Origin of the sequence: Pseudomonas sp. B21-010, assembly GCF_024749325.1 — a bacterium.
Classification (GTDB): Bacteria; Pseudomonadota; Gammaproteobacteria; order Pseudomonadales; family Pseudomonadaceae; genus Aquipseudomonas; species Aquipseudomonas kilonensis.
This window is the reverse complement of record NZ_CP087198.1, coordinates 2,247,690-2,273,661: the sequence shown is the minus strand read 5'-3', so window position 1 is coordinate 2,273,661 and position 25,972 is coordinate 2,247,690. Positions and strand designations below refer to the sequence as shown.

The window sequence follows — 25,972 nt, the reverse complement described above, 5'->3', positions numbered from 1 at the left end:
AAACCGAAAATAGTCTTCGCTTCAGTGAAATAGTCCATTGAGCCCATCCTATTCTTCGTCCTACTCTTCGTCCAGACAGGGGCGATTCGAACAACAGCGGCAGCCGACTCAAGGTCGAGCACCAACGCACCCCAGCAACACCCTTTCGTATCTGCCCATAAAAAAGCGCGCCCGCAGGCGACGCATAACAATCCCAGGTGGAGCGCAGCTATGGCTTTTGTGCAACTTGAAGGACTTGGCAAACGTTACGGCGATATCGACGCCGTGGTCGCCACCAACCTGTCGGTGGAAAAAGGCGAGTTCGTCTCGCTACTGGGACCTTCCGGCTGCGGCAAGACCACAACCCTGCAGATGATCGCCGGCTTCGTCGAAGTCAGCAGTGGGCGCATCCTGCTGGACGGTCGCGACATTACCCACGCCAAGCCCGCCAGCCGTGGCCTGGGTGTGGTGTTCCAGAGCTACGCGCTATTTCCCCACATGACCGTCCAGGACAACGTCGCCTTCGGCCTGCGCATGCGCAAAGTGGCCACTGCCGAACTGCAACAACGGGTGGACCGAGTGTTGAAACTGGTACGCCTGGACCGCCACGCCGACCGCTACCCGCGAGAACTCTCGGGCGGCCAGCGCCAACGCGTGGCACTGGCCCGAGCGCTGGTGATCGAGCCGCCAGTGCTGTTGCTCGACGAGCCACTGTCCAACCTCGACGCCAATTTGCGCGAAGAGATGCAATACGAAATCCGCCGCATCCAGCGCGAAGTCGGGATCACCACGCTGATGGTGACCCACGACCAGTCCGAAGCCCTGTCGATCAGTGACCGGATCGTGGTGATGCAGGCCGGGCGCATCACCCAGATCGACGCGCCGTACACCCTTTACGAGCACCCGCGTACCGAATTCATTTCCGGCTTCGTCGGCAAAGCCAACCTGCTGCCCGGCATGCGGGACAGTGCGGGTGTCGTTCAAGCCTGCAGCCAGGGCAATGGCGACCTGACCCTGAGCCTGCGCCCGGAAAAAATCGACCTGTGCGAGGCCGGTTCAGGCCGACTGCAAGGCATCCTCGTCAGCCGCTTCTTCCTTGGCAGCCAATGGCTGTACGGCTTCTCGACCAGCCTGGGTGAACTCTGCGTGGTGCGCCGCAACGACGGCTCCGCGCCCCTGGTAGAAGGCACGGCGGTGGGCCTGGATTGGGACCCGGCGCTGCTGCGGGTACTGAGCGCGGACGAGGTGCCGGCATGAAGCTGATCGATGCGATGCGCCGCGGTCGCCAAGGCTACCTGATGTCCGCGCCGGCCCTGGCCTTGTACCTGGGCCTGCTGGTCATTCCCTTGGGCTTGACCTTGGTCCTGTCGTTCAACGTCTTCGACTACAGTTCGGGCATCAACGGCGACGCCTATACCTTCGAGCACTACACCAGCCTGCTGGGCGATCCGTACTTCTACGAGATCTTTTTGCGCACGTTCTGGATCAGCGCCCTGACCACTTTGCTGTGCGTGCTGATCGGCGTGCCCGAGGCGTACATCCTCAGCCGCATGGGCGCGCCGTGGCGTTCGATTTTCCTGATCCTGATTCTCACCCCGCTGCTGATTTCAGTGGTGGTGCGGGCCTTTGGCTGGAGCCTCCTGCTCGGCGCCGACGGCTTGGTCAACCAGGCCCTTCAAGCCTTCGGCGGCGCGCCGGTGAAGCTGCTTTATACGCCGTTCGCCGTGGTCATCGCCCTGGTCCACGTGATGTTGCCGTTCATGATCATTCCGGTCTGGACCTCGCTGCAGAAACTCGACCCGGCCGCCGAACAGGCCGCGCTGTCCCTGGGGGCCAGCCAATTCACGGTGATCCGCAAAGTGGTGCTGCCGCAGATCATGCCCGGCGTGCTGTCCGGCACGCTGATTGTGTTCGGCCTCGCCGCCAGCTCCTTCGCGATTCCCGGCCTGCTCGGCGGACGGCGTTTGAAGATGGTCGCCACGCTGATCTACGACCAGTACCTGTCGGAACTGAACTGGCCGATGGGCGCGGCCATTGCCGTCGCGCTGCTGCTGCTCAACCTGCTGATCATGCTGTCGTGGAACCGGATGATCGAAGGCCGCTACAAGAAGTCATTGGGGTAATGGGTCATGTCTAGAAACGGTCCTTTAGCGCTGCTGTTTCACGCCCTGGTGGTGGTCTTCATGCTCGCGCCGCTGGTGGTGGTCTGCCTCGTCGCCTTCACCCCGGAAAACACCCTGAGCCTGCCGACCACCGAGTTTTCCCTGCGCTGGTTTCGTGCGGTGTTCGAGCGCGCGGATTTTGTCGACGCGTTCTACAACAGCCTGGTCCTGGCGTTCAGCGCGGCCTCGCTGGCGACGTTGATCGCGGTGCCGGCGGCCCTGGCGATCACCCGGCTCGAGTTCCCCGGCCGGGACTTCTTCAACGGCCTGTTCCTGTCGCCAATCATCATTCCGCACCTGGTGCTGGGGGTGGCATTGCTGCGCCTGTTTGCGCTGATGGGCGTGAACGGCAGCTTTGCCTGGCTGATCTTCGCCCACGTGCTGGTGATCACGCCCTACGTGTTGCGTCTGGTGCTGGCCTCGGCCATCGGCCTGGACCGCAGCGCCGAACAGGCCGCGCAATCGCTGGGGGCCGGACGCTTCACGCTGTTCCGGCAAATCACCTTGCCGATGATCCTGCCGGGGGTGGCCGGGGGCTGGCTGCTGGCGTTCATCAACAGTTTCGATGAAGTCACGCTGTCGATCTTCGTCACTTCGCCGGCCACGCAAACCTTGCCGGTGCGCATGTACGTGTACGCCACCGAATCCATCGACCCGATGATGGCGGCGGTGTCGGCACTGGTCATCGCGCTCACCGCGCTGACCATGATTCTGCTCGACCGGGTCTATGGCCTGGATCGGGTCCTGGTAGGCAAACAATGAGGGCACCATGGCGCTGCTGAAACGACTGGCCGAAGGCGACCGCCCGGCCCTGGACTTTATCCTCGACGGCCAGCCTGCCACCGGCCTGCTGGGGGACACGCTGCTGACCGCCGTGCTGACCTGCAGCGAACAGCTGCGCGGCAGCGACTTCAGCGCCGAGCCCCGGGCCGGTTTCTGCCTGATGGGCGCCTGCCAGGACTGCTGGGTGCGCCTGGGCGACGGCCGCCGCGTCCGCGCCTGCTCGACCCTGCTCGAAGCCGGCCAGCACATCAGCCGCGAACCGGGGCGCCAGGTATGAACACCGTCGACTGGCCTGGCCTCATCGCGAGCAAGCTCGCTCCCACAGGGGAGTTGCGGCGTGTGCGCAACCAACATCCACAACAGATCCAATGTGGGAGCGAGCCCGCTCGCGAAAGCGGTCTGTCTGCTGCCGCTGTTGTCGCATGTGCCGCCGTCATCGCGAGCAGGCTCGCTCCCACAGGGGAACTGCGGCGAGCGCTAAACCAGCATCCACAACAGATCCAATGTGGGAGCGAGCTTGCTCGCGATGACGGCTTCGAGCGCAGCACAAATCCCCCGGTCCAGCCAATGAGGTGGCGATGAAACCAATAGCCATCATCGGCGCCGGCCCCGCCGGTATCCGTGCCGCGCAGACATTGGTCGCCCACGGCCTGTACCCGGTCTTGCTGGACGAAGCCGCCCGCGGTGGCGGGCAGATCTATCGGCGCCAACCGGCTAATTTCAAGCGCTCGCCAGGCAAGCTCTATGGCTTCGAAGCGCACAAGGCCAACGCCATCCACCAGACGCTCGACGCATTGCGCGGACAGCTCGACTACCGCCCCGACACCCTGGTGTGGAACGCCGAAGCCGGCCTGCTCGATACCCTGCATGGAGGCCGCGCCGACCGCCTCGAGTACGCCAGCGTGATCGTCGCAACCGGCGCCACCGACCGGATCCTGCCTGTACCCGGGTGGACCCTGCCAGGGGTCTACAGCCTGGGCGCGGCGCAGATCGCCCTGAAATTCCAGGGGTGTGCCATCGGTGAGCGGGTGGTGTTCGCCGGCAGCGGCCCCTTGCTGTATCTGGTGGCCTATCAATACGCCCGGGCCGGCGCCAACGTGGTCGCGGTGCTCGACAGTTCGCCCTTTGGCGCCCAGGTCCGCGCCCTGCCCGGCCTGCTGGCACAACCGGCCACCCTCGCCAAGGGCCTCTATTATCGCGCCTGGCTGACCGCCCACGGCATCGCCGTGCATCAAGACGCGAGCCTGTCGGGTCTCGATGGCGAACGGCGGGTGCAGTCGTTGAAATGGCGCAACGCCAACGGCGAACACACCCTCGACTGTGACGCGGTGGCCTTCGCCCACGGCTTGCGCAGTGAAACCCAACTGGCCGACCTGCTGGGCTGCGACTTCACCTGGAACGCCCTCAACCGCGCCTGGTTGCCACGACGCGACGGCGCCGGACGCAGCAGCGTGCCGGGGATCTACCTGGCCGGTGACGGTGCCGGCATCATGGGCGCCGACGCCGCTGAAATGGCCGGTGAACGGGCGGCCCTGGCCTTGCTCGAAGACATTGGTTATCTGATCGACCCGCAGCGTTGCACTCAGCTGGAACAATCCCTCGAACGCATCGGCCATTTCCGACAGGGCCTGGAACGTGCGTTTGCCTTTCCTGAAGCGTGGGCCGCCGATGCTGCCGATGACCTGATGATTTGCCGCTGCGAAGAAGTCAGCGCTGGCGATATCCGCCAGGTGGTGGGCGAAGGCCATTGGGAGATCAATCGGGTCAAGGCGCATTGCCGGGTCGGCATGGGCCGTTGCCAGGGACGAATGTGCGGTGCCGCCGCGGCGGAAATCATTGCCCGCGAAAGTGGCCGCACCGTGTCCAGCATCGGCCGCTTGCGGGCCCAGGCGCCGATCAAGCCCGTGCCGTTCGGCCTGGAGGTCGAGCCATGATCGAAGTGGATGCAGTGATCATTGGCAGCGGCATCGTCGGCGCCTCCGCCGCGCTGTTCCTGAGCCAGGCCGGACGCCGGGTGGCGTTGCTGGAGCGCGACTTCTGCGGTTCGCACTCCAGCGGCGTGAACTACGGCGGTGTGCGCCGCCAGGGCCGGCCGCTGTCGCAATTGCCCTTGTCGCAACGGGCCCATGAAATCTGGAGCCAGTTGCCACAGTTGATTGGCATCGACGGCGAGTACCAGCGCAGCGGTCATTTAAAGCTGGCCCGCAGCGCTGAAGATCTGCAAGCGCTGCACGACTACGCTGCCGCCAGCCAGGGCTTTGGCCTGGATCTGCAACTGCTCGATCGCGAGGCCCTGCGCACCCGTTTTCCGTGGGTCGGCACTGTTGCGGTCGGGGCGTCGCTGTGCCCGGACGACGGCCACGCCAATCCGCGCCTGGTCTCGCCAGCCTTTGCCCAGGCCGCTCGCCGACATGGCGCGCAAGTCCACGAACAATGCGCCGTCAGCAACGTTGTGCATGACGGCCAGCGCTTTGCCGTACACACCGCAACAGGCCTGAGTTTCCACGCGCCCTGGCTGCTGAACTGCGCCGGTGCCTGGGCGAGCCAGTTCGCCGCGCAGTTCGGCGAAGCGGTGCCGATGTACGCCGGGCACCCGGCGATGCTGGTCACCGAACCCTTGCCCTTGGTCATGGACGCCAGCACTGGCGTCGAGGGCGGCGGTATCTATGCCCGCCAAGTCTCACGCGGCAATTGCGTGCTAGGCGGCGGCCAGGGTTTTGCCTTGGACACTGCACGCGCCCGCCCCGGCCAGAACGCCGTGCTGGAAATCCTGCGCCAGGCCGTCGAGCTCTATCCATTCCTGGAAGGCGCCCAGGCGATTCGTACCTGGAGCGGCACCGAAGGTTATCTGCCCGATCGCCAGCCGGTGATCGGCCACAGCAGCACCCAGCCCGGTCTGTTGCACGCATTCGGCTTTGCCGGCGCGGGCTTCCAGATCGGCCCGGCGGTGGGCCAGGCGCTCACCGAGATCATCTGCAGCGGGGCTTCGACCACGCCGCTGGATGCGTTTTCCATCACCCGGTTTCACTCCATCTCCGTTGCTTGATAGAGGAAGGTCGCGCCAATGAATAACGTCAAACGCAGTGCACTGTTCGGTTTCTGCTCGCTGGGTTCCGCTTGCCTGGGCGCCCTGCTCCCGGTCACCCAGGCGTTGGCCGAGCCGACGCTTTACCTGGGCATGAACGGCGGAACCATGGAGCGGCTCTATGCCGACAAGGTCTTGCCGGCTTTCGAGAAAGCCAACAACGTCAAAGTGGTCATCGTGCCCGGCACCTCCGCCGACATCCTGGCCAAAGTCCAGGCCAGCAAAGGCAACCCGCAGATGCACGTGATGTTCCTCGATGACGGCATCATGTACCGCGCCATCGCCATGGGCTTGTGCGACAAGCTCGAAGACAGCCCGCCCCTGGCGCAGATCCCGGCCAAGGGGCGCATCAAGGATCAGGCCGTGGCCGTCAGCCTCGGCGTGACCGGGTTGGCCTACAACACCCGGCTGTTCAAGGAAAAGGGCTGGAATACGCCCACCTCATGGATGGACCTGGCCGATCCACGCTTCAAGGACAAAGTGGTGTTCCAGTCGATGGCCTCGTCCACGTTCGGCCTGCACGGCTTTTTGATGTTCAACCGGATCCAGGGCGGCAGCGAAACCGACGTTGAACCGGGCTTCAAGGCCTGGCCGAACACGGTGGGGCGCAACGTGCTGGAGTACATCCCGAGCTCGGCGAAGATATCCGAAATGCTGCAGACCGACGAAGCCGCGCTGTTCCCTCTGACGCCGACCCAGGTGACCGCGTTGAAACTCAAGGGCATGCCGGTCGAATATGCCCAGCCGAAGGAAGGCGCCGTGGTCCTCAACGTCGCCGAATGTGCCATCGCCCAGAACACCCAACCGGAACTGGCGCAAAAGCTCGCGGCGTTCCTGCTGACCCCGCAAGCCCAGGCCATCGCCCTGGAAGAAGGCGACCAGATCCCGTCCAACCCCAACACCCCGACCACCGACAAGACCCGCGGCCAGGTGGAGGCGATGAAGCAATACCTGGAAACGGCGATTGCCGTGGATTGGGACCAGGTCAACGAACAACGCCCAGCCTGGAACGCCCGCTGGAACCGCAGCATCGAGCGCTAGCGCGAATTTTGCGGTTATCATGCGGCCATTAACCTGTGGCGAGGGAGCTTGCTCCCGCTGGGCTCTGTAGGAGCTGGCGAAGCCTGCGATCTTTTGATCTTTCGCTTGAGGCTCAAGTGGTTGGGGAAAGATCGCAGCCTCGTTTCACTCGACAGCTCCTACATAGCTCCTACACAGCTCCTACAATGCAGCCCAGCGGGAGCAAGCTCCCTCGCCACAGTTTTTTCTGCGCTCTTTCTTCTTGATCAACAGCGAACCCCTCCATGCACACCCTCGCCCAACTACGCGCAGGCCAACTCTCAGGCATTACCCGGCTGGACCTGGCCTGCGGCTTGACGGAGTTTCCCCGGGAAATCTTCGACCTGGCCGATTCCCTCGAGATTCTCAACCTCAGTGGCAATCAGTTGGACACGCTGCCCGACGACCTGCATCGGCTGACTCGCCTGCGTGTGCTGTTCTGTTCGGACAACCGCTTCACAGAACTGCCCGAATGCCTGGGCCGTTGCAGCGCCTTGACCATGGTCGGTTTCAAGGCCAACCGTATTACGCACGTCGCGGGCGCCGCACTGCCGCCACGGCTGCGCTGGCTGATCCTGACCGACAACTGCGTCAGCCAATTGCCGGATGAACTGGGTCAACGCCCCTCTCTGCAAAAACTGATGCTGGCCGGCAACCGCTTGCGGCAATTACCGGCGAGCCTGGGCCAGTGTCATCGCCTCGAACTGCTACGCATCGCCGCCAACCAACTGAGCGAACTGCCGCAATGGCTGCTCACCTTGCCGAGCCTCAGTTGGCTGGCCTACGCCGGCAACCCACTGGAAACCCAGGCAGAAGCGGCGGCCCTGAATACCACGACGCCTATTGACTGGTCGCACCTGGAACTGCAGCAACAACTGGGCGAAGGTGCGTCGGGGGTGATTCATCAGGCGCTCTGGCAGGCGCCCGGCCAGGTGGCACGAAAGGTCGCGGTGAAGCTGTACAAAGGCCAGATGACCAGCGACGGCTCGCCGCTGCATGAGATGCATGCCTGCATCACTGCCGGTCGACACCCTAACCTGATTGAGGTGCTGGGCCAGGTTGCCGGGCACCCCGAGCAACAGGCCGGGCTGGTGATGGCGCTGATCGAGCCCAGCTACCGTAACCTCGCCGGGCTGCCGAGCCTGGCGTCGTGCAGCCGCGACGTCTATGCCGATGAACTGCGCCTGAGCGCTCCGGCGGCCCTGCGCATCGCCCATGGCATTGCCTCGGTGGCGGCGCACCTGCACCGCCAGGGCATCACCCACGGGGATCTCTACGGGCACAATATTCTGTGCGATGACCAGGGCGATTGCCTGCTGGGGGATTTTGGCGCGGCGTCGTTCCACGCCACCACGGACAACCTGCAAACCCGCGCCCTGCAACGCATCGAAGTGCGGGCCTTCGGGATTCTGCTGGGGGAATTGCTGGCGCGGATCGAACCGGCGCTCGGTGTTGAGGAACTGGAAGCGTTGCTGGATCTGCAAGTGCGCTGCTGTCAGCCTGATGTATTGGCGCGGCCGGGGTTTGATGAAATTGAAGGCTTATTGCGCAACCGTGGCGAGGGAGCTTGCTCCCGCTGGGCTCTGTAGGAGCTGGCGAAGCCTGCGATCTTTTGATCTTTCACTTGGGATTCAAGTGTCAGGGGAAAGATCGCAGCCTCGTTGCACTCGACAGCTCCTACACAGCTTCTACGCGCCGCCGAGCGGGAGCAAGCTCCCTCGCCACAGGGGGGATTGTTAACCCGCCAACCCGACAAACATGTCCTGCACGTCATCATGGTTGTCGAGGCCTTCGAGGAAGGCTTCGACTTCAGCCATCTGCTCGTCGGTCAGGCCACTGACCGGGTTTTTCGGCTGATAGCCCAGCTTGGCCGACAACACGGTGAAACCCTGCTCCGGCAAGGCCTTCTGTACGGCATCGAGGTCGGCAGGATCAGTGAGGAACAACGTCGCGCCTTCTTCGCCCGGCTCGAAATCCTGGGCACCGGCCTCGATGGCGGCCATTTCCGGATCGGCGTCCGGGCTGTCCGGCGCGGCTTCGATCATGCCGACATGGTTGAAGTCCCACGCCACCGAACCCGAGGCGCCGAGTTGGCCCTTGCGGAACGCGACGCGAATTTCGGCAACGGTACGGTTGATGTTATCGGTCACGCATTCAACGATCAGCGGCACCTGGTGCGGCGCGAACCCTTCGTAGGTGACGCGGTGGTATTGCACGGTTTCACCGAGCTGGCCAGAACCTTTCTTGATCGCACGTTCCAGGGTCTCGCGGGGCATCGAGGCCTTCTTCGCCTGTTCGACCACCAGTCGCAAGTGCGCGTTGGTAGCGGTATCAGCGCCGTTGCGCGCGGCAATGGTGATTTCCTTCACCAGTTTGCCGAAGATCTTGCCCTTGGCGTTGGCAGCCGCTTCTTTGTGTTTAACCTTCCACTGTGCGCCCATTACTCACTCTCTTGTCTGACGCGCCGAGACATCTGCCGGCCGGCGCTGTGGCGCAAGTTTATACGGCCTAAACCGGCTGATCGACCAAAAAATTCACCCTGCCGGATCGACATTTTCACAGCGTGTTGTAGGGCGTTTCTGAAATAGCGACTCACAAGCACCGTTTCCCCCCGCGGTTTCGTACCCTCTGCGCCTCTCTCCCCGCCAGTAGGAGCTGCGATGCGCAACGACACGGAAAGTCCCTTCAGCCTGACGCTCACGCAAAGCGACTTGCAACTGCAAGTCTTGCGGTTCAATGGCCGCGAAGCCCTCAACCAGCCATACCGCTTTGACCTCGAACTGATCGGCCTCGCCCCGCCGATAGATCCCGAGCTGCTCTTGGGGCATCCGGCCTTCCTGCGCCTGGACGGCGAATCGGGCGTCCATGGGATTGTCCACAGCGTTAGCCTGAGTGCCCTGGCGCCGCGGCGCATCGGCTATCGTTTGACGTTGGTTCCCTACCTCCAGCAACTGGAGCAAGGCCCGCAGCGCCGGGTTTTCCATCGGCTCAGCGTGGTGCAGGTGCTGCAACGCCTGCTGGAAGAACACGCGCTACCCGTCGACAGTTACCGTTTCGAACTGCCCCATGGGCAGTATCCGTGTCGCCCATTCTGCATCCAGTACGACGAAAGCGACCTGACCCTCCTGCAACGCCTGTGCGAGGAAGAAGGCATTCATTACCACTTCGAACACGCTCCCCAGGGCCATGTGCTGGTGTTCGCCGAAGACCCGAAGAGCTTTCCCGCGCGCCCCATCGAGCTACCCCTGCGCCCGAACGACAGCCTGCTGCCGGCCATCAAACGCTTGTATTTGCGTCACCATCCGATGATGCCTGGCCTGCCCGTCGGGTTCAGTGACCGGGCCCCGCCCGAAGCCGAGGCCTCGGCGGCGAATCAACCCCTAGAGCAGATCGATCACGAAGCCATGCGCGGCAACCCGGCCTTGGCTCACCGTTACCAGGCCGGTCGCCGCCACCTTGAACGGTTGCGCTGCCGGCAACGGGAAATCCATGGCCACAGCACCCAACCGGCCCTGCACGTCGGCGACATCGTGCAGGTCTGCGAACACCCGGTTTCCACCTTCAACGATCAATGGTTGATCACCGAGGTCCAGCATCGCGGACGGCAGTTTTCGATCCTGGAGCCGGACCTGCCCGCCGCACCGTCGGCCCGTGACTACCGCAACCGGTTCACCGCCATTCCCTGGTCCACCACGTTCAGGCCAGCCCTCAAGCATCCCAAGCCCTGCATCCCCGGGAACCACCTGGCCCATGTACTCGGCCGCACCGGCCAGCCGGCCAGCCGCGATGAACGTGGCCAGGTGAGTGTCAGCCTATGGGCGCCGGACCAGGACGGCATCACCCTGCCCGTGTCGCGGCTGACGCTGGATGGCAGCCCCAGCCTGATGGCCGGCAGCGAAGTGCTGGTGAGTTTTCTCGACGGCGACCCTGATCGACCGGTGCTGTGCCCAGGGGCTGTCGATACCGGCGCAGGCCATACCGCCACGCCCCCGAAATCGCCCCGTGGCAACCATGATGCGGGGCTGCTATTGGACTGGCTGCTGAATCCGCCGGACTTGACGCCCTGACTCAACCCTGTGGCTTCCTGCCGGCAAAACTGATCTGGCTCATGCAAACCCAGCGAAACGGGCTTACAGTAAGCGGATAACGCCGCTCTAGACGGCGCTCTACCCTGATTGTTGGAGATACCTGCAATGCCCTGGAAAAACTCAGAAAGCCGCTACAGTACCGTCACGGTAACCTTGCATTGGCTGATGCTGGTCCTGCTGGCCGTGGTTTATGCCTGCATCGAGTTCCGTGGGATTTTCCCCAAGGGCAGTGGCGGCCGGACCCTGATCAAGGAAGCGCACTTCATGCTCGGCCTGACGGTGTTCCTGCTGGTCTGGCTACGCCTGTTCGCCCGCAGCATGGGTAAGGCTCCGGCGATTTTCCCGGCGTCGCCTGCATGGCAAACCGTTCTCGCTCGCCTGATGCACTGGGCGCTGTACCTGTTCATGATCGCCATGCCGCTGCTGGGCTGGCTGATCACCAGCGCCGAAGGGCATCAGGTAATGTTCTACGGTTTCGATCTGCCCTTGCTCATCAATCAAGACAAGGAGTTTGCCAAGCAACTGGAAGGCTGGCACGTGCTGGGCGGTACCATCGGCTACTGGTTGATTGGCCTGCATGCCTTGGCGGGGCTGTACCACCACTATGTAGTACGGGACAACACACTGCTGCGGATGATGCCCAAACGCGGCTGATCGCCGTTACTCGAACCCTCGGCGGCCTTGCAAACCGCCGGTGTGGACGAAAATCAAACGGGTGCCGGGGGCAAACCGTCCGGCCTCGACCCGCGCTTTAAGCAACAGCAAGGCTTTGCCGGTGTACAACGGCTCCAGTTCGATGGCCGCCGTGGTTTCGATGAACTCGGTGAGCTCGGCATCGACCCGGGCGAAACCGCCACGGCTGCCGTCGAACAATTCATAAAGCGGACTGCACAGGCCCGCCTCCCCCACGATGCGTTCGACTTGCTGCACCACGCCATGGTCCTGGGGCACCGCCAGCACGCCATAGACCGGGCGCTGTCCCGCTTCGGCCAGCACCAGCCCGGCCAGCGACGTACCGGTGCCGCAAGCCAACCACCAACCGTGAAAATCCGCCCATCCCAACGTCGCCAGTTGTTCACGGACACTCGCCGCCCACACCTGGCAGCCTTGTGCGCCGGGCAATCCTGAACCACCCTCGGGCACCGGATGCAAATGTGGGTAGCGGATCTGCCACGGCGCCCAGAAACCCGGCGCGTGCCGCTCTCGGTATCCGCCATAACCCAACCAGTGCAGGTCCATGCCAAACGTTTTCAGGTCGCGCACCGTCGGCGTGTCCTGGGGATGACCACGCAACAGCCCCGCCGTGGGAAACCCGAAGCGCTTGCCCGCCGCCGCCAACGCATGCAAATGGTTGGAATAAGCCCCGCCCAGGCTCATGACCCCCTCGGCACCGGCCTCATGGGCGGCGCGCAAATGATGGACCAACTTGAACCACTTGTTGCCGCTGATCAGTGGATCGATCCGGTCCAGGCGCAACACCGCCACTTCAACACCGGCTCGGGCGAGCCAGTCCAGATGAAGGGGTTCGAGTCGGGGTTGGGGATGCCAGTCGAGGGCGGGAAGCAGCATGGCAGCAGGCCAGGGGGAAATAGGCCGGCATCTTAACAGCTTGGCAGCGGGTGACTTCAGGTTCACCACTTCCCCCTGTGGGAGCGAGCTTGCTCGCGATAGCGGTTAGTCAGCAGCATGAATGTTGACTGACCTGCCGCTATCGCGAGCAAGCTCGCTCCCACAAGGGGTTTCCTGAGGCGCTGCCTTAAAGCTGCGCCGCCAACCGCGAACCCTGGTTGATCGCCCGCTTGGCGTCCAGTTCCGCCGCCACGTCGGCACCGCCGATCAGATGAACCTTCTGCCCCGCCGCCTCCAGGCCTTCCTGCAATTCACGCAGCGGATCCTGGCCGGCGCAGATCACGATGTTGTCCACGGCCAGCACTTGCGGCTCACCGGTTTCGCCGATGCGAATGTGCAGGCCATCGTCGTCGATCTTCAGGTACTCGACGCTGTTGAGCATCTGCACCTGCTTGTTCTTCAGGCCCGTGCGGTGAATCCAGCCAGTGGTCTTGCCCAGGCCGTCACCGACCTTGGACGCCTTGCGTTGCAGCAGGAACACCTGGCGCGCCGGCGCATGAGGTTCAGCCTTGATCCCGGCCACACCGCCGCGAGCCTCGAGGTGGGTGTCGATACCCCACTCCTTCCAGAACGCCTCGCGGTCCTGGCTGGTGGCAACGCCCTGATGCACCAGGAACTCCGACACGTCGAAGCCGATACCGCCGGCACCAATCACCGCGACACTGCGGCCCACCGGCTTGCGCTCGAGGATCACGTCCAGGTAGCTCAACACCTTGGCATGCTCCACCCCGGGAATCGCCGGCACGCGCGGCGCGATGCCCGTGGCGAGGATGATCTCGTCGTAACCGCCGGCCACCAATTGCGCCACATCCACCCGGGTGTCGAGGCACAGCTCGACATGGCTGGTCTGCAATTTGCGCTTGAAGTAGCGCAGGGTTTCGAAGAACTCCTCCTTGCCTGGCACGCGCTTGGCGACGTTGAACTGGCCACCGATTTCGCTGGCCGAATCGAACAGCGTCACCTGGTGTCCACGCTCGGCCGCCACCGTGGCAGCGGACAAGCCGGCCGGGCCGGCACCGACCACGGCTATCTTCTTCACCTGGGTCACCGGCAGGTAGTTCAGCTCGGTTTCGTGGCAGGCCCGCGGGTTGACCAGGCAACTGGTGAGCTTGCCGCCAAAGGTGTGGTCCAGGCACGCCTGGTTGCAGCCGATGCAGGTGTTGATTTCATCGCCGCGACCGGCAGCGGCCTTGTTGACGAACTCCGGATCGGCCAGGAATGGCCGGGCCATGGAGACCATGTCGGCATCGCCTTCAGCGAGGATCTGCTCGGCCACTTCCGGGGTGTTGATGCGGTTGGTGGTGATCAGCGGGATGTTCACCGAGCCACGCAGCTTGGCCGTGACCTTGCTGAACGCGGCGCGCGGAACCTTGGTGGCGATGGTAGGAATCCGCGCTTCGTGCCAACCGATACCGGTGTTGATAATCGTCGCGCCGGCCTGCTCGATGGCCTTGGCCAACTGGACGATTTCGTCCCAGGCACTGCCGCCTTCCACCAGATCGAGCATCGACAGGCGAAAGATGATGATGAAATTCGGGCCTACCGCCTCACGCACCCGACGGACGATTTCCACCGGCAGGCGCATGCGGTTTTCATAGCTGCCGCCCCAACGGTCGGTACGGTGGTTGGTATGGGCCGCCAGGAACTGGTTAATGAAATAACCTTCCGACCCCATGATTTCGACGCCGTCGTATTCGGCCTTCTGGGCCAGTACCGAACAGGTGACGAAATCGCTGATCTGTTTCTCGATACCCTCCTCGTCCAGTTCCTTGGGCTTGAACGGGTTGATCGGCGCCTGGATCGCGCTCGGTGCCACCTGCTTGGGGCTGTAGGCGTAGCGCCCGGCATGGAGAATCTGCATGCAGATCTTGCCACCGGCCTCGTGTACGGCGCGGGTAACGATCTGGTGCTTGAGCGCTTCTTCTTCGGTGGTCAGCTTGGCCGCCCCGGAGTAGACACCGCCCTCGTCGTTCGGCCCGATCCCACCGGTGACCATCAGGCCCACGCCGCCCCGGGCGCGCTCGGCAAAATACGCCGCCATGCGTTCGAAGCCGCCGGGTTTCTCTTCCAGGCCGGTGTGCATCGAGCCCATCAGGGTACGGTTGCGCAAGGTGGTGAAACCCAGGTCCAGCGGGGCCAGCAGATGCGGGTAATGAGAGGCGGTCATCGGTAACTCCACAACGGGCAATCACGGAAAAAGCGCAAGCTCTGCGGCTTGCGTCTGTCATGGCCCCCAGCGTAAGAGTCCGGATGCGGGCGCTCAATGACCGTAACTGACAACTTAATGATCCAAATGTGCAGGGCGCCGATCAGCTGTGCGTGACTCTCAGCGGGATGAACCAGTCCTATCAACGCTGGACCAGGTGCTCGAACCAAAAAACAACCCTAATAACACGGTCGTCATTGCATGCATCCCCAACGAAAAATGCTGCACAACGAGTTACACGCCCGCCCGTCGTTATATTTTGACGAACCGGCCCACGTCTTCCACCTGGCGTTTCTGGGCGACAACGCCCAGTGCAACGCGCTGCTCGAGCGCCTGTGCCCTGAAACCGTCGCAGCAGAAGCCGCACAAGGCATCACCCGCCTCGAAGGACACCCGCTCAAGTGGGAGCGCCACGCCGAGTTCTTCACCCTGACCCTGGTCGTTCCCGCCAACACCAACGAACTGCACTGGACAACGCTGCCCGAATGCCTTGCCCAGGGTATCGAAGGCCATGCCCAGCACCTGATCAATGCCGTTCAGGTGGTGGTGCGCGCCGAAGCCGGTCTCGACCTGCCCAGCTACGGTTTCAAGGACCCATGCGGCTCTTGCGTGGGCGGTGGCGATGCGGTGGTCTGGAGCGATTTTCGCCTGACCGAGGACGGCACCAACCGCCTGCTGTTCATCAATCGACGGCTCAACGCTTATCGTCAAGGCCGCATGATCCGACGCCTGCTGGAAATCGAGACCTATCGCATGATGGCCTCCTTGTCGCTCAATACCGCCAAGGCACTGGACCCGCAACTGAACGAATTCGATCGCACCCTAGTGAGCCTGTCCGAACGCAACGCCAATGCCAGCGGCGTGCATGCCAAGGCCCTGCTGGAGGACATCGCCCTGTTGTCTCGCCAGGTCGTCAGCAGCACCGTCAAGAATCGCCACCGTTTCAGCGCCACCCGCGCCTACGCCCAACTGGTGTTCGAGCGCCTGGGGGAGCTGCGTGAAAGCCACCTGGGCGATTGCCAGCGGCTGGGCGTGTTCATCGAACGGCGTTTCAAACCCACGGTGCGTTATTGCGCAGCCACCGAACAACGCCTCGAGCAACTGGCCATGAGCGTCGCCAACCTGGGTGACCTGCTGCAAGCCCGCGTACAGGTCGAAATGGAGGACCAGAACGCCGAGATCCTGCGCAGCCTCAATGCGCGTGCCGATGCACAGATCAAGATCCAGCGCGCGGTGGAAGGCCTGTCGATCATTGCCATCACCTACTACCTGATCAACCTGTTCAAACTGGTCTATAGCGGGCTGCACACCTTGGGCGCGAACCTCTCGGCCCGCGAAGCGCTGCTGGGCATGACGCCGCCGGTGCTGTTGATCATGCTGCTGATTCTGATCCGGATCCGGAAAGCCAAAAGTCACTAGCGCGCCTTGCCAGCACAGAGGGTGTCCCAAGCTTCCTGGACACCCTCTGTGTGTGCTTACCGTGCGTACAAATCAGCGCCCGCCCTTCGCTAATCCCTTGTTTTACCGTACCCTGCCCCGTAGCTCTTGATGAAAAATCATGAACCTGCACACGGCCGCTGACTGTTCTCCCATGCGCAAATTTTTGTACCTGCTGTTTTCCTTGGCCTTGATTGCCGCCCTGATCACCTACGCACTGTGGACGACGGATCGTCCGGCGGGTCATTACCTGTCAGACCTGCGCATCAGCCTGGCGGTCGACCAGGGCAAACCCGCCGACCGCGGCAACTTGCTGGGCATCCAACCCGAACTGTTCCCCACCGACTACCAGAGCCCCGAGCGCCTGCATCGCAAACTGGCGGCCTATCTGCAGACGGCTCGCGACCAGGGCTTTCTCAATGCCAAGACCGTGGTGGTCCTGCCCGAAAGCATCGGCACCTGGTTGATGGTCGGTGGCGAAAAAGACGAGTTGTACCAGGCCACCAGCCTGAAGGAAGCCATGAACTGGCTGGCGGTCAGTAATCCGCTGGCGTTTATCCAGGCATTGGTCAGCGCTCAAGGCGATAGCCGACTGGAGGATGCCTACCTGCGCATGAAAGCCGAGCGCATGGCCCATGACTATCAAGCGCTGTTCGGTGGGTTGGCCAAGGAGTTCGGTATCACCCTGGTGGCCGGCTCCATTGTGCTTCCCGAGCCCAGTGTCAGTGACGGTGAACTGAAGATCGGTCGCGGTGCGTTGTACAACAGCAGCCTGGTGTTCGGCAGCGATGGCCGGCCGATCGGCCAGCCACAACGCCAACGACATCCGGTGTTTGAACAGCGCGACGTGCTTGGGGCCGACCGCCCGACCGCTGTCCAAGTCATCAACACCCCCGCCGGGCGCCTGGGCGTGCTGATCGGCAGCGACAGTTGGTACCCGCTCCATTACCGGCAACTCAACGACCAGGGCGCGCAACTGATTGCGGTGCCCGCCTTCATCATCGGTCGCGATACGTGGGACAAACCCTGGAGCGGTTATAAAGGCCTGTCCACGCCGAGCGAGGTGAGCCTCAAGCCGGGTGAAGTGAGCGAGGGCCAAGCCTGGCATCGCCTGACACTGACCGGCCAATTGCCCATCAGCCAGGCCCGGGGCGGCGTCAGCGTGTTCCTGCGGGGCCAGTTCTGGGACAGCGGCAGCGCCGGCCAGAGTTTCATCAGCCACAACGGCCAACACTTCCCCGATGGCAACGCCCGTGGCGCCCGCCTGCTGAACCTCTGGCTGTGAACATGAAACCGCAGCCGATGCGCCTGGGCGACCTGTCTGTGGGCTTCGTCCATAGCCTGGCTGACGCCGTCGCCAGCCATGGGCAAGACCCTCAACCTCTGCTTGAACAGTACGGTCTCGATGCCGCGCGCCTGGCCGAGCCCGGGGCACGATTGTCGATCCCGCGCTACATGCGTCTGGGCCACGCCGCGATTCAACAAACCCAGGACCCGGCCTTGGGCCTGCGCATGGGCCAACTCGGCCGCTTGAGCCAGGCCGGGTTGGCGGGCGTTACCGCGGCCCAGGCGCCAACCGTGCGCGAGGCCGCCCGCTGCATGATCCGCTTCGAGCCGCTGTATGGCTCCAACTATCGCGGCCAATCGAGTTTCCATGAAGATGCCCGAGGCGCTTGGCTACGGTTCTATTCCATCAGCCCGTATAACGCCTACAACCGCTTTGTCGTGGACTCGATCATTGCCGGCTGGCTTGCGCAACTGTCCAGCGTCAGCGGCATCGCGCTGCGGCCAGAACGCATCGAAATCGAATTCGAGGCGCCGGCCTACCTGGAGGCCTACCGCACGCTCGGTGACTGCCCGATCCAATTTGGCGCCGAACAGAATCAACTGCGCCTGGGCCTGGACAGCCTCGCCCAGCGCAACCCACAGCATTGCCCCAGCACCTGGCACCATCTGCTTCAGTTGTGTGAATGGGAACTGGAACAACTGACCCGCACCCGCAGCCTGCGCGAGCGCATCATCCAATTGCTGGGACCGTTGCTCAACGGCGGCCGGGAACCCGACCTGGAAGAAGTGGCGGCTCGCCTGAAGCTGCCGACCTGGACCCTGCGTCGCAAGCTGGCCGAGGAAGGCACGCAGTTTCGCGCCATCCTCAACGACACCCGCCGCGACCTGGCCATGACCTACATACGCGATACCGAACTGGCGTTCGGCGAAATCGCTTATCTATTGGGATTCGCCTCAGCCGAGGCATTTCAACGAGCCTTCAAGCGCTGGAACAACCAGACGCCCGGAGAGTTTCGTCGTAGTCACCGAGGGGTTTGAGCTTCAAGAACCTGGCTTGGCGCTTACCACTTGCAGCGTGTCGCGATCCTCACAACTCCGTCGCATCTTCGGCGGGTTCCAACGGGTCCAGTTCATACGCCTGGTATTCCAGCAGCTCTTCCTGATAATCATCCATTACGTGTCCTTCCCCTGTCATTGAGACCAATGCCTTATGGCGCTGGCATCAGCATAAAGCTGCTTTATGAACAAAACATGAAGCAAAGGCTTCATGAATTAAACGTAGCACAGGGCCGGGAAATTACCGTGTGAAGTGTGACAGGGCGTTACTCCCTGCCACTGGACCTCAGGATGCCGGAAGCGGCTGGATCGGCTCGGTCGGGGCCGGTAACGAGCTGGACGGTGGTGGTGTAACGGTTTCCGTCGTCGGCGCAGACTCGAACGACTCGGGCGCAATCGGCGCGGGTTCGCTCGGCGGTGCGACGGGCTCCGAGACCGTGGGAGTGGTTTCGACGGGGGCCGGCGCGACCTCTTCCACCGGGGTGGCTGGCGCAGGGGCAACGGGCTCCGGCGCAGGCGCTGGAGCAGGCATCAGGGTGGCCGGTTCGACCTTGGATTCCGGAATGCCCAGTTCAGTTTTCGGTTTCTCGGCGTTGTCGGCCGCTTTCTTCGCCTCGGGAGGCAGGAACAGCTCCACCAGGGCAAAGAAGCGCTCATAGAACTTGGCCGCCGACACGGTTTCGCTGGCGACCTTGACCATCGAGTCATCCGAGGAGCCGATCGGCATCGATACCGAACCCAACACGCCCACGCCCAGGCTGGCGGAGTTGTTGGTCTTCTTAAGGGCATAACGGTCCTGCAAGGCGTTGGCGAACATCGTCGCACGGTGGCCAGTACCGCCGTCTTCGGCACAGACCAGGTTGAAGCTGATCTCCATGTGGGTGTCGCCGGTCTGCTGGAAACTCTTGTGACCGCTGACCAGCTTCGGATCGCTGCTGGTGATGATGTAGCCCTGGCTGAGCAACGCCCGACGCCCGGCCTCGCAGGTCGCCGCGTCGCTCACTGGATAAGTGCGCGAAAACGTGCCGGAGTCGTCGAAGTTCTCGTGCTCGTAAATGGCGGCTTTCTTCGACGAGCAACCGGCTGCGGCGGCCAGCACCAGTGCAAGCCCGACGGTGCGCATGGGAAATGATTTGAACATTGAACATCCTGAGAAAAACGGTCCGGGGCGTATTGTGCAACAGAACGCGACCTGGCAGCGTGGCTAATCTTGTTTCAAGGGGGTTACAAGTTTACTGGGGGTTGTTTGCAGGAAAAAGACGCCAACCGGATAGATCGACGAACACCCGCTTTCCAGGCAACAAGCAGATACAAAAACCCCGGTGTTTTGGCCTAATGCGGTTCACTTGAGCGGTTAATGAAGATTTTTTTATTCCGTTTCTGGAGGCGTGGTTAGGGGGGTATATCCATTGCTGCGGTAACGGCGGCTTATGGTTCCGCTCTTACAGCGGGTCACTTTTGGAAAAGCCGGGAGCCGGACCAGCCAAAAGTAACCAAAAACGCTTTGCCCCACCACTCGGCACCTCGCTTAGGCTCGGTGTGCCCCAGATCAAAAGCCGAAGCGAGGCGGCCTGACAGCCGACCTGGTTCTTGGTGGGACCGCGTTTCCCCTGTGGGGGCGAGCCTGCTCGCGATGACGTCGGCACATCCAACATCATTGCAACTAAACCACCGCTATCGCGAGCAAGCTCCCCACAGTGAGCTTGCGGTGTTCACAACATCTGCACACAACACAAAAACCTGTGGGAGCGAGCTTGCTCGCGATGACGTCGGAAAATCCAACATCATCGTTGACTGGAACACCGCATTCGCGAGCAAGCTTTGCTCCCACAGATCTAATGGGTGTACGACCGGGAGAGCCAGGTCGGCTGTTAGGCCGCCTCGCGGTGGAGGTTGATCTCGGGCGCCCCGTTAACCACGCTGGCTGAACGAAGGTGTTGCGCAGTGGGCAACCCGGCATGGATGCCGAGCCTAGGCGAGGCACCGAGTGGTGGGGCATGAGCGTTTTGCTTACTTTTGACTGGGCCGGCTCCCGGGCTTCTCAAAAGTGAGCCGCTGTAAGAACGGAACCGCCAGTGACCATCACCGAAGAAACGGATATACACCCAAAACCCAAAACCCAAGCCAAAAAAAACGACGCTTCTCCATTTCTGAAAGAAGCGCCGTTTTTTCTAACTGAACAGCATCACAACCAGGTTTGAAAAAGCATCAAGCAATTAGAAACGCTTGATCTCCGCCTGGCTCTCCAACTGCTTGCGATACGCCGCAAAGTCCTGCTGACCAACACGGGACGCGAGGTAGCGGCGATACTCCGCCTTCTCTTCGTCAGTCGGTGCCGCTGCTTCGTTCACGCCATTCAAACGCACGACCATCAGGCTGCCATCAGGCAAGGTCACGCTGGTGAACGTCGGCTTGTCCTTGGACTCAGGCTTAGGCATGCGGAACAGTGCTTGCAGCACCGCCGGATCGATGCCTTCCTGGTTGCGGGTTGCCGCCTGGGTGGCTTTCCAGCCTTGGCCACCGACCGGCTTGTCCAGTGCAGCCTTGCCATCGCGCAGGCCGGCAATCAGCTCGTCGGCCCGGGTCTTGGCTGCCGCGCTGGCATGTTCCTTGGTCAATTGAGCACGAATCGGCCCTGCCACGCTTTCCAGCGGCAGTTGCTCAGGCTTGCGGTGCTCCTTGGCACGCAGCACCACGACGGTTTCCGGGTCCAGCTCGATGGCGGTGCTGTTGGCACCCTCATCCAGCACTTCCGGACTGAACGCAGCAGTAACGACCGCACGATTGGCCGCAATCCCTTCGCCGCCTTCACGACCGAAAGGGGCCGATGTGTGGACGGTCAGCTTCAGGTCCTGGGCGGGTTGCGCCAGGTCGGACGCCTCGAACGAGGCATCTTCCAGTTGCTTGGTCGCCTCAACGAAACGCTGCTCCACCTGCTGAGTCTTCAGCTCGCGGGTCAGTTTGTCCTTGAGGCTGGCAAATGTAGGCACTTCAGGCGCTTCGACACCCAGCAGCTTGATCAGGTGCAGACCGAAATCGGTGCGTACCGGTGCCGAGACCTGGTCCTTGTTCAGGGCGTACAAGGCCTTTTCGAATTCCGGATCGTAGACGCCAGGGCCTGCGTAACCCAGATCGCCGCCGTTGTTAGCCGAACCCGGGTCCTGGGAAAACTCCTTCGCCAACGCTTCAAACGACTCGCCTTTGGCCAAGCGAGCCTGGATCTCTTCGATCTTCGTCCTGGCCTGGGCTTCGGTCACCTTGTCGTTCACTTCGATCAGGATGTGCGCAGCCCGACGTTGTTCGGACAGGTTGGCGATTTCTTTTTGATAGGCCGCCTGCAAGTCTTCGTCCTTGACGCTGACCTGATCGAAGAAAGAGGCCTTCTTCAGTTCGAGGTAATCGATGACCACCTGGTCAGGCGTCATGAATTCCTTGGCGTGCTGGTCGTAGTAAGCCTTGACCTCATCATCGGTCAGCTTGACGGAGGCAGGGTCAGCCTTGATGTTCAAGGTGGCGAAATCACGCGTCTGTTTTTCCAGGCGTGCAAATGCCAGCACTTGGGCATCGGTGACGAAACCGCTGCCTGCCAGGCCAGCGCGCAACTGACCGATCAGCATTTCCTGAGCCAGCATCTGGCGGAACTGCATACGGCCATAACCCAGCTGGCGGATCACCTGATCGAAACGCTCTGGGCTGAATTTGCCATCGACCTGGAACTCAGGCGTCTGCAGGATCACTTGATCAAGCGCAGCTTCGGAGAAAGCGAATTTCGCATCGTGTGCGCCTTGCAGCAACAACTTGCGGTCGATCAGGCCCTTGAGCGCCGAATCACGCAGCATTTTTTCGTCCAGCAAGGAGGCGTCGAAATCCTTGCCCAGCTGTTGCATGAGCTGACGGCGTTGCATGTCGACCGCCTGGCTCAGCTCGTTCTGGCTGATGTTTTCGCCGTTGACCTTGGCCGCTTCGTTGCTGTTGGTAGTGGCTTTGAAAATGGCATCGAAACCGGTCAACGCCATCAATGCGACGATGACTCCGATGATGGTCTTGGCAATCCAGCCTTGTGAATTGTCCCTGATATTCTGCAGCATGCGTCCCCCAGAAACGGTTGAACTTCAAATTTAGGCAACCGTGGAGCGTGGGTAGAATCCGGATAGAAGAAAGGCGCATCCGAGGATGCGCCTTCTCGTAACTGGCGGAGCGGACCGGGCTCTAACCTGCAAGCCCTGGTGTGCCAGACCGGTTGCAACCGGCCGTATTACCGCTCCGCTGCCAAGCCAGGCATGACCCCGACCCGGATAAACTCAACGAAACCTTAGTTAACGGCTTCTTTCAGTGCTTTACCAGCTTTGAAGCCTGGCTTTTTGGCAGCAGCGATTTCCAGCGTCTTACCGGTCTGCGGGTTGCGACCGATACGAGCAGGACGATCGGTCACGGAGAAGGTACCGAAACCAACCAGAACAACGGAGTCGCCAGCCTTCAGAGCGCCAGTGACGGATTCGATTACAGCGTCCAGCGCACGGCCAGCAGCAGCTTTCGGGATATCAGCGGATGCAGCGATAGCATCAATCAGTTCCGACTTGTTCACTCTAAGTCCCCTTATATCTATTTGAGATGATTCTAAGTTTTTTTGGTGAAAGCAAAAACGAGTGCTGAATGGCCTGCAGACACTTAAGAGCCGCTTTATAACAAGGGCTCTAAAAAACTGTCAAGGAAGCCCCCCAGGCAAATGCGTATTAATGCGTGCTAATTCTTTCCTTAGAGTCAGACTCTCGCTTTTCTTCCTTCGCGACAATCTCCGGAGCCACATCCGGCAAGGGCTCCGGCGCGTATTGCAGCGCAATTTGCAGGACCTCGTCAATCCATTTAACGGGTTTGATCTGAAGATCTTGCTTGATGTTGTCAGGAATTTCCTTCAGGTCGCGGACATTCTCTTCGGGAATGATCACGATCTTGATCCCGCCACGGTGTGCCGCCAGCAGTTTTTCCTTCAGGCCGCCAATCGCCAGGACCTGGCCACGCAGCGTGATTTCACCCGTCATGGCGACGTCGGCGCGCACCGGAATACCGGTCAATGCCGAAACCAGGGCCGTGCACATGCCTACACCAGCGCTTGGGCCGTCCTTGGGCGTAGCCCCTTCAGGCATGTGGATATGCGTGTCGCGCTTCTCATGAAAGTCCAGGGGAATGCCCAGGCTCCGGGCGCGACTGCGAACCACCGTCAGCGCAGCGGTGATCGATTCGACCATCACGTCGCCCAGGGAACCGGTCTTGATCAGTTGACCCTTGCCCGGCACCACGGCCGCTTCGATGGTCAACAACTCACCACCGACCTGGGTCCAGGCCAGGCCAGTCACCTGGCCGATCTGGTCCTGTTGCTCGGCGAGGCCGTAGCGGAACTTGCGTACGCCCAGGAAGTGCTCCAGCAGGTCTGCAGTGACCTTGACCGCGAAGCGTTTTTCCAGCGCATGTTCCTTGACCGCCTTGCGGCAGACCTTGGCAATCTGCCGTTCCAGGCCACGCACACCGGCTTCGCGGGTGTAGTAGCGGATGATGTCGCGAATCGCTTCCTCGTCGAACTCCAGCTCGCCTTTTTTCAGGCCGTTGGCCTGGATCTGCTTGGGCGAAAGGTATTTCACGGCGATGTTGATCTTCTCGTCCTCGGTGTAACCCGGCAGACGAATCACCTCCATCCGGTCCAGCAACGCTGGCGGAATATTCATGGAGTTGGAGGTGCAAAGGAACATCACGTCCGACAGGTCGTAATCGACCTCCAGGTAGTGATCGTTGAAGTTATGATTCTGCTCAGGATCGAGGACTTCGAGCAACGCAGAGGCTGGATCGCCGCGCATGTCGCTACCCATCTTGTCGATTTCGTCCAAAAGGAACAGCGGATTGCGCACGCCGACCTTTGTCATCTTTTGAATCAATCTTCCTGGCATCGAACCGATGTAGGTACGGCGATGCCCCCGAATTTCCGCCTCATCGCGCACGCCGCCAAGGGCCATGCGTACGAATTTGCGGTTGGTGGCGTGGGCAATCGACTCCGCAAGGGAGGTTTTACCGACCCCTGGAGGACCAACCAGGCACAGGACCGGACCACGAATCTTCTTCACGCGCTTCTGCACGGCGAGGTATTCAAGGATGCGTTCCTTGACCTCTTCCAGGCCGTAATGGTCGGCGTCGAGGATGTCTTCGGCACGCGCCAGATCCAGACGCACCTTGCTCTGGGCTTTCCAAGGCACCTGGACCAACCAGTCGATGTAGGAGCGCACCACGGTGGCCTCGGCAGACATAGGCGACATTTGCTTGAGCTTGTTCAGCTCAGCCTGGGCCTTGGTCAGTGCATCCTTGGGCAAGCCGGCGGCATCGATGCGTTTTTTCAGCTCTTCGATTTCGTTGTGACCTTCGTCACCATCGCCCAGCTCTTTCTGAATGGCCTTCATCTGCTCATTCAGGTAGTACTCGCGCTGGCTGCGCTCCATCTGCTTCTTGACGCGACCGCGAATGCGTTTCTCGACCTGCAACAGATCGATTTCGCCGTCGAGCAGTGCCAGCACGTGTTCGACACGGGCCGACAAATCAATGATTTCGAGAATTTCCTGCTTCTGCTCGATCTTGAGGGCCATGTGGGCCGCCATCGTATCGACCAGCCGCCCAGGCTCATCGATGCTGTTAAGCGACGACAGGACCTCTGCAGGCACCTTCTTGCCCAGTTGCACGTATTGTTCGAACTGCGACAGCAGGCTGCGGACAAATACCTCTGACTCACGCTCGGGCGCATCGACCTCTTCGATCAGCGACACCTCGGCCCGGCAATGGCCGTCCACTTCGCTGAAACGTTCGATAGCACCACGCTGCTCGCCTTCGACCAGGACCTTGACGGTGCCGTCGGGCAGCTTGAGCAATTGCAGAACCGTTGCAATCGTACCTACGCGATACAGTGCGTCTTCGCCGGGATCATCGTCGGCTGGGTTTCTCTGAGCCAGCAGAAGAATCTGCTTGTCACCCGTCATCGCAGCCTCAAGGGCTTCGATGGACTTTTCGCGCCCCACGAACAGCGGGATAACCATGTGCGGATACACCACGACATCGCGCAATGGCAGGAGAGGCAATTCGATGGTTGTCTTCATGATTTCGCCTCTACGGCGGCCCTAGGGCCGGAAACAGATGGAAGTAAGCTTGAAACCAAGATGGGGGCAGC

21 protein-coding genes are annotated in these 25,972 nt (G+C 61.8%); 14 read left to right on the top strand and 7 right to left on the bottom strand.

What is annotated here, in order from left to right; genetic code table 11:
- Positions 1-210 precede the first annotated feature (210 nt).
- The 8 genes from LOY50_RS10160 (at position 211) to LOY50_RS10125 (ending at position 8,657) form a co-directional block, all read left to right on the top strand.
- Positions 211-1,236 carry an ABC transporter ATP-binding protein gene (locus tag LOY50_RS10160; protein ID WP_258690773.1) on the top strand — a complete coding sequence of 342 codons (1,026 nt, stop codon included), beginning with the start codon at positions 211-213 and terminating at the stop codon, positions 1,234-1,236.
- A complete protein-coding gene (locus LOY50_RS10155) occupies positions 1,233-2,102 on the top strand; it encodes an ABC transporter permease (protein ID WP_186710009.1) in 870 nt (289 codons plus the stop codon). The genes LOY50_RS10160 and LOY50_RS10155 overlap by 4 nt, the downstream gene beginning before the upstream one ends.
- A 6-nt stretch (positions 2,103-2,108) precedes the next feature.
- Complete coding sequence (locus LOY50_RS10150; protein ID WP_258690772.1) at positions 2,109-2,903, top strand: ABC transporter permease; 795 nt, start codon at positions 2,109-2,111, stop codon at positions 2,901-2,903.
- Between the two features lie 7 nt (positions 2,904-2,910).
- Complete coding sequence (locus tag LOY50_RS10145) at positions 2,911-3,201, top strand: (2Fe-2S)-binding protein (protein WP_258690771.1); 291 nt, start codon at positions 2,911-2,913, stop codon at positions 3,199-3,201.
- 301 nt (positions 3,202-3,502) lie between these two features.
- Complete coding sequence (locus tag LOY50_RS10140) at positions 3,503-4,858, top strand: NAD(P)/FAD-dependent oxidoreductase (RefSeq protein ID WP_258690770.1); 1,356 nt, start codon at positions 3,503-3,505, stop codon at positions 4,856-4,858.
- Positions 4,855-5,970: an FAD-binding oxidoreductase gene (locus LOY50_RS10135; RefSeq protein WP_258690769.1), complete on the top strand. Its 1,116-nt coding sequence runs from the start codon at positions 4,855-4,857 to the stop codon at positions 5,968-5,970. The genes LOY50_RS10140 and LOY50_RS10135 overlap by 4 nt, the downstream gene beginning before the upstream one ends.
- 18 nt (positions 5,971-5,988) lie before the next feature.
- Entirely contained in the window at positions 5,989-7,050 is a 1,062-nt protein-coding gene (locus LOY50_RS10130; RefSeq protein ID WP_057447748.1) for an ABC transporter substrate-binding protein, read from the top strand.
- Between the two features lie 263 nt (positions 7,051-7,313).
- Positions 7,314-8,657, top strand: coding sequence for a leucine-rich repeat-containing protein kinase family protein (locus tag LOY50_RS10125; protein WP_253473094.1), 1,344 nt, complete (start codon positions 7,314-7,316; stop codon positions 8,655-8,657).
- Positions 8,658-8,804: 147 nt separating this feature from the next.
- On the opposite strand, the gene LOY50_RS10120 is transcribed toward LOY50_RS10125, so the two are convergent.
- Positions 8,805-9,509 (bottom strand): YebC/PmpR family DNA-binding transcriptional regulator, encoded by a 705-nt coding sequence (locus LOY50_RS10120; RefSeq protein ID WP_003199952.1) that lies wholly within the window; start codon positions 9,507-9,509, stop codon positions 8,805-8,807.
- 219 nt (positions 9,510-9,728) lie between these two features.
- On the opposite strand from LOY50_RS10120, the gene LOY50_RS10115 reads away from it, so the two are divergent.
- Together LOY50_RS10115 and LOY50_RS10110 are read left to right on the top strand one after the other, a co-directional pair.
- Positions 9,729-11,135: a type VI secretion system Vgr family protein gene (locus LOY50_RS10115; RefSeq protein ID WP_258690768.1), complete on the top strand. Its 1,407-nt coding sequence runs from the start codon at positions 9,729-9,731 to the stop codon at positions 11,133-11,135.
- Between the two features lie 126 nt (positions 11,136-11,261).
- On the top strand, positions 11,262-11,810 hold the full coding sequence (locus LOY50_RS10110) for a cytochrome b (protein WP_214508987.1): 549 nt from the start codon (positions 11,262-11,264) through the stop codon (positions 11,808-11,810).
- 6 nt (positions 11,811-11,816) lie between these two features.
- Here LOY50_RS10110 and LOY50_RS10105 read toward each other — a convergent pair whose 3' ends face one another.
- A complete protein-coding gene (locus tag LOY50_RS10105) occupies positions 11,817-12,725 on the bottom strand; it encodes a 1-aminocyclopropane-1-carboxylate deaminase/D-cysteine desulfhydrase (RefSeq protein ID WP_258690767.1) in 909 nt (302 codons plus the stop codon).
- A gap of 187 nt (positions 12,726-12,912) precedes the next feature.
- Positions 12,913-14,952 carry an FAD-dependent oxidoreductase gene (locus tag LOY50_RS10100; RefSeq protein ID WP_258690766.1) on the bottom strand — a complete coding sequence of 680 codons (2,040 nt, stop codon included), beginning with the start codon at positions 14,950-14,952 and terminating at the stop codon, positions 12,913-12,915.
- A gap of 240 nt (positions 14,953-15,192) precedes the next feature.
- Between LOY50_RS10100 and LOY50_RS10095 the strand changes: the two genes are divergently transcribed.
- The 3 genes from LOY50_RS10095 (at position 15,193) to LOY50_RS10085 (ending at position 18,753) form a co-directional block, all read left to right on the top strand.
- Positions 15,193-16,410 (top strand): DUF3422 domain-containing protein, encoded by a 1,218-nt coding sequence (locus tag LOY50_RS10095; RefSeq protein WP_253473082.1) that lies wholly within the window; start codon positions 15,193-15,195, stop codon positions 16,408-16,410.
- Between the two features lie 172 nt (positions 16,411-16,582).
- Complete coding sequence (locus LOY50_RS10090) at positions 16,583-17,713, top strand: carbon-nitrogen hydrolase family protein (RefSeq protein ID WP_258690765.1); 1,131 nt, start codon at positions 16,583-16,585, stop codon at positions 17,711-17,713.
- A gap of 2 nt (positions 17,714-17,715) precedes the next feature.
- Complete coding sequence (locus tag LOY50_RS10085; protein ID WP_253473076.1) at positions 17,716-18,753, top strand: AraC family transcriptional regulator; 1,038 nt, start codon at positions 17,716-17,718, stop codon at positions 18,751-18,753.
- 304 nt (positions 18,754-19,057) lie between these two features.
- On the opposite strand, the gene LOY50_RS10080 is transcribed toward LOY50_RS10085, so the two are convergent.
- On the bottom strand, positions 19,058-19,912 hold the full coding sequence (locus LOY50_RS10080; RefSeq protein ID WP_258690764.1) for a DUF2242 domain-containing protein: 855 nt from the start codon (positions 19,910-19,912) through the stop codon (positions 19,058-19,060).
- A 934-nt stretch (positions 19,913-20,846) separates the two neighbouring features.
- Between LOY50_RS10080 and LOY50_RS10075 the strand changes: the two genes are divergently transcribed.
- A complete protein-coding gene (locus LOY50_RS10075) occupies positions 20,847-20,972 on the top strand; it encodes a hypothetical protein (RefSeq protein WP_258691299.1) in 126 nt (41 codons plus the stop codon).
- A gap of 15 nt (positions 20,973-20,987) precedes the next feature.
- On the opposite strand, the gene LOY50_RS10070 is transcribed toward LOY50_RS10075, so the two are convergent.
- From LOY50_RS10070 to lon, 3 genes are all read right to left on the bottom strand, one after another.
- Complete coding sequence (locus tag LOY50_RS10070) at positions 20,988-22,859, bottom strand: SurA N-terminal domain-containing protein (protein WP_258690763.1); 1,872 nt, start codon at positions 22,857-22,859, stop codon at positions 20,988-20,990.
- Positions 22,860-23,083: 224 nt separating this feature from the next.
- On the bottom strand, positions 23,084-23,356 hold the full coding sequence (locus tag LOY50_RS10065; RefSeq protein ID WP_002552737.1) for an HU family DNA-binding protein: 273 nt from the start codon (positions 23,354-23,356) through the stop codon (positions 23,084-23,086).
- A gap of 148 nt (positions 23,357-23,504) precedes the next feature.
- Positions 23,505-25,901 carry an endopeptidase La gene (lon, locus tag LOY50_RS10060; protein WP_214508979.1) on the bottom strand — a complete coding sequence of 799 codons (2,397 nt, stop codon included), beginning with the start codon at positions 25,899-25,901 and terminating at the stop codon, positions 23,505-23,507.
- Between the last annotated feature and the right edge of the window lie 71 nt (positions 25,902-25,972).